General features: G+C 49.9%; 5 protein-coding genes and 1 pseudogene. All 6 read left to right on the top strand.

The genetic code is table 11. From position 1 onward, the window contains the following. The first annotated feature begins 14 nt into the window (after window positions 1-14). The gene (locus JUE30_RS11060) at window positions 15-305 is read left to right on the top strand and encodes a hypothetical protein (RefSeq protein WP_203624869.1); all 291 of its coding nucleotides are present in this window, start codon (window positions 15-17) and stop codon (window positions 303-305) included. A 25-nt stretch (window positions 306-330) separates the two neighbouring features. Then, on the top strand, window positions 331-1,326 hold the full coding sequence (locus JUE30_RS11055; protein ID WP_203624868.1) for a collagen-like protein: 996 nt from the start codon (window positions 331-333) through the stop codon (window positions 1,324-1,326). 4 nt (window positions 1,327-1,330) lie between these two features. Continuing rightward, entirely contained in the window at window positions 1,331-1,822 is a 492-nt protein-coding gene (locus JUE30_RS11050; RefSeq protein ID WP_203624867.1) for a hypothetical protein, read from the top strand. A gap of 21 nt (window positions 1,823-1,843) precedes the next feature. Continuing rightward, window positions 1,844-2,083 (top strand): annotated as a pseudogene (locus JUE30_RS11045) (phage holin); the annotation flags it as partial. A gap of 26 nt (window positions 2,084-2,109) precedes the next feature. Beyond that, window positions 2,110-3,039 (top strand): N-acetylmuramoyl-L-alanine amidase, encoded by a 930-nt coding sequence (locus JUE30_RS11040; RefSeq protein ID WP_203624865.1) that lies wholly within the window; start codon window positions 2,110-2,112, stop codon window positions 3,037-3,039. A 540-nt stretch (window positions 3,040-3,579) separates the two neighbouring features. Beyond that, window positions 3,580-4,542, top strand: a complete 963-nt coding sequence (locus tag JUE30_RS11035; RefSeq protein ID WP_203624864.1) for a YafY family protein — start codon at window positions 3,580-3,582, stop codon at window positions 4,540-4,542. Window positions 4,543-4,559: the final 17 nt, after the last annotated feature.

Below are 4,559 nucleotides of genomic sequence, written 5' to 3'. Positions count from 1 at the left end.
AAGGAAGTGAGAAAGTGACATTTTTTGGATACACGATTGGTGACTGGGCGGAGTTCATATCAATCATAGGGGTGGGCGTGAGCGCGGGTAGCTGGCTATTCAAAAAGATTGCCTTGGATCCATTGCGCTCTGATATTCAAGTGCTTTCAGAGACGATTAATCGTCAGCTCAAAATGCACGAACAATCGCTGGCAGACTTGAATACTCATCTGAAAACACATGATGAAGAACTGGGCAGTCACTCGGTTAGAATTACTCGATTAGAAGACCATGTAGGCATTAAAGGAGATAATGATGATGAATAGGATTAGCGTGAGGAGATGATTCTTTATGAGGAAGCTGTATCTTGGCAACGGCGATAAACAGTTTAAATTTGCCGATACCACAACTGAAATACATTTGAGTGCGTTCGATGATGGCAGCGCAGCAACCCTAACATCAGATGCAAAGGTAAGAGTAAAAAACGATTCCGGATATTTGCTGGGAATAAGTGCCAGTATCACGAACAATCATGCCATCATCACTAGCGGACAATTGGCCCAATTGCCAGTTGGAAGCTATCTGCTTGAGCTGTGGGACATCGTAGACGGTGGCACTGCAATCTATCCTAGTGATGGATTTTTGGCACTTCAAATCAATGAGAACGTCACTGGTCTTTCTGGGGGCATCGTCAGCAGCATTACGGTTGACGACTTTATTAAGCAGTTTAGCGACCTTAGTCAGCAACTAAAGCAAGAAGTATCTACTGCTGTTGCCAATGGTCTGAAAGGTGATACAGGCGCTCAGGGTCTATCTGCCTATCAAGTCGCGGTCATTAATGGCTATAAAGGTTCACAAACGGACTGGCTTGCCTCTCTCGTTGGTGCTAAAGGCGACACGGGTGAAAAGGGCAATCCAGGGAAAGACTTCCAGATCGTAAAGACGTTCCCATCTGTTGCTGAAATGAATGGTGACGGATTCTCTGATGGAGATTTCACCATGATTGCCAGTGACGTAAGCGACCCTGATGACGGTAAGCTTTACGTGTGGAATGGCACCAGTTTCACCTATATTGCCGACCTAAGTGGTTCGCAAGGTATCAAAGGCGACACCGGTAAGACTGGCGATACCGGTGAAAAAGGTGATCCCGGCGACCAAGGGCTTTCCGCTTATCAAGTTGCCGTAAACGCGGGCTTCTCTGGCAGTGTCAATCAATGGTTGGCCTCTCTCGTTGGCGCTAAAGGTGACACCGGTGACAAGGGTGCTGATGCCGTTATCAATGTAATTACGCAAGCTGCTTATGACGCATTGTCCGACAAGACCGGCGTCTACTTCATTGAGGGGTGATTGAATGCCAACAATTAATGGTAAAGCATGTGTCGTTAATGGTACGCCAGTAGACAAGGTTTTCAGCAATGGCAGTCAAGTTTATGGCAGAAATATTCTTGCGGGGATTAATAAGGCTGTTCACCAAGCGCCCGGCTGGTTTCAATGGGTGACAAACATTCCTACAAAATTCATCAAATTAGGACAGCCTTTATGCTTTTCGGTGTTTATCAACAACGCCCCTTATGCAAAAGTCCTTGGTCAAGGCAACGCTTATTGCTTTATCCAAGCAAAAGATTCATCTGGCAACATACTTTTGACAACAGGCGGCAATGTAATAAATTTTGACGCTGATGGTGTTAGCCAAGCAAGCCTAATCGTTCCTGATAAGACAGACTCCATTTTGCTATTTGTTAAAACTAACAACATGGGTCAAAACACATACTACGGTTACCCCAAGGTTGAATTTGGAAGCATTGCAACCCCTTGGACACCGGCACCAGAAGACGTCATGTGATTTAGAAAAGGAGAAATAATGATGAAGATTAATTGGAAAGTACGAGTATTGAGTATCAAGTTCTGGCTGGCCTTAGTGCCGGCTATTTTATTGCTTGCGCAAGCTGTGGCTGCGCCTTTTGGGTATAAGTGGGACTTTGCCAACCTAGGCACGCAACTGACCGGCATTGTCAATGCGGTATTCGCGGTGCTGTCAATTCTTGGTGTGGTCACTGACCCGACTACTGCTGGCGTGTCCGACAGCGGTCAGGCACTGACGTATGACAAGCCTAAGAAGGAGGCAAAATAATGGCAGTATGGTCAAAACTAACTACGTATGTGGACGAGCGTCCAATGAACGGCAGCGCACATGATGATCCCGGCTATCCACGACACAAAATTGACCGAGTGGTTATTCACCACAACAGCACCACGAACTACAGGGTAGCACTGGACACTTGGCTCAAGGGCGGGAAGATGACTTCTGCACACTACGAAATCACGCCAACGCAAATCATCGGCTGCGTAGATGAAACGCGGTCGGCTTGGCATGCCGGTAACAAGCTAATGAACCAACGCTCAATCGGTTTGGAACACGTCAACTCAAGCGGCGCGCCTAACTGGTCAGTGGCAGAGGAAACGCTCAGGCTATCAGCAAAACTGTGTGCTGACATCTGCAAGCGATATGGCATTCCGATTGACAGTGCGCACATCGTTCCTCACAACAGCATCGTGGCCACTGATTGCCCAGGCGGTATCAACATGAACCACTATATTGATCTCGTACGTCAGGCGGCAGGGCAGGCCGTGACTCCTGCGACACCCGCACCAGCGCCAGCAGCTGAGCCAAGCCAAAGCGCAGCGGGGGACTTAGAGGTCGATGGCTACTTCGGGGCTAGTTCAGCACGCCGGGCCGAAGCTCTTGAAAATCGCACTCAAGATGGCGTTATCTCAAGTCAGGACATCGCCTGGACTAACGCCAAGGGCTACAAATTCATTGATGCTCGTGCTTTGCCTGCCGTTCAATGGGTACCAAGTAAAGTAGCCGTTGGCTCACAGCTAGTGGGCATCTGGCAGCAGCGCTTAGGCTTGCCAGTTGACTACAAGATTGGGCCTGCCCTCTATCACGCAGCGCTCAAATACTATGGGTTTAACGTTGACAACTCTTGGACTGCGCCAAGCAATCTGGTCAAAGAAATGCAGCGACAAATGAACAAAGGGCAAAAGCTTTTCTCATAACAGCATGATTAGCCTCACTCGCTTCGGCGGATGGGGCTATTTTTTTGCGCTCGTAAACAAAAAACAGGGCTTATTATTCAGCCCCGTTTTGGTCTTGCCTACGATTTGCCAACGCAAATATGCACCGATATAAATGCACATAAATCAAATTAGACCGACATCAATATTTAAGCACCCACGACTGCAATTTGAACCATGTATATAATAGAAAGAAACACATATAATCGGCATAAAAAACCGAGTGAGATAAGAAGCGTTCATGAGCATTCTCAAGATGAACGAAGACGACACCAAGGGCAAGTAACTTGGCAGCCTGACACGCTGAGGCTGCGACAAAAAGCACTGTTAGCCTCAAAAAGACAAGCGCCCCGGCGCCGCGATTTGGTCGTAAAATCGCGGGGCCGGGGCGTTTTGGGCGTGGACTGATAAATCGCGCCTGGGCAAGTTGGCCTTACTTTCGTTTTCGGTTCGCGGCTGCCGCTTGCGTGCAGGCTGAGTCAGCGTAAACTATAGATCAAGCGGAAAAAGGGGGCGGCGAGGATGAACAGTAATGCACGAGTCGCGGATTTGCTGGCGAAGCTGATGGCGGGCCAAACCGTGGGCTTTGACGCGGGGGCCGGGGTCTCACTGCGGACATTTCAACGTGACCTCGCGGCTATCAGAACGGCACTGGCGGCGCAAAACGCCGGCCGTTTGGTGGAAACGAAGTCGCACCAGTTTCAGCTCGTGCAGGGGGATGAGGTCGAAAACCTCGCGTTGATCACTGGTATCTCCTCAGTTTTGCTAGGCAGTCGCGCGTTGTCTGCTTCTGAGATGATCAAGGCGTTGCGATTTTTGCAGGCGCGCCTGACGCCTGAAGACACTGCAACCGTCAACTTCTGGCTCAAGCAGGAAAAAGAAGACTATGTGCCGCTGGTGCACACAAAACCGCTGCTGGCACTGATGACGCGGCTGGAGACTGCCATCGCTGCCAAACTTCAGGTGACCTTCACTTATCGCCACTCAGGTCAGCCGCAGTGCTCAGAAATTAAAGGGCAACCCGTGACCATCTATTTTGACCGCTTCTATTTTTACGTCGTCATGTTTGTCGAAAAAAAGCACCGCTACCAGCTGTTTCGCCTGGATCGGATTCATGAAATCATCCAAACGGCGAAGGGCCAGCCTCTACCGCATGGCGAGCGCTACTTCCTTTCCGAGCACCGCCGTCACAGTTACCTGCTCGATATGGGGGAATTCATGGCGTTTCGATACGAGTGTTATAATTCGCCGGATAACGCCCTTGATATTTTTCCCGACAGTCGCGTGATCCGCAGGACGGCAACCGGCGGGACGATTATTGAGTCATACGCCTTCGTCTTCGGGGCGATGCTGTGGCTGCGTAGTCAAGGCGACTTGGTGAGGGTCATCTCGCCGCCGTCTTTGGTCAACCGCATGCGCGAATCCCTAACAGCGGCACTGAAGCGGTACGGTCAACCACCTCTGACTAAAGACAGCGGCTTGTAAGCGCGTCGCCTAACGGC

The organism is Lacticaseibacillus sp. 866-1, from assembly GCF_016861825.1.
Classification (GTDB): Bacteria; Bacillota; Bacilli; order Lactobacillales; family Lactobacillaceae; genus Lacticaseibacillus.
Note: the sequence above shows the minus strand (reverse complement) of the source record. Positions and strands in the feature narration are given on the sequence as shown.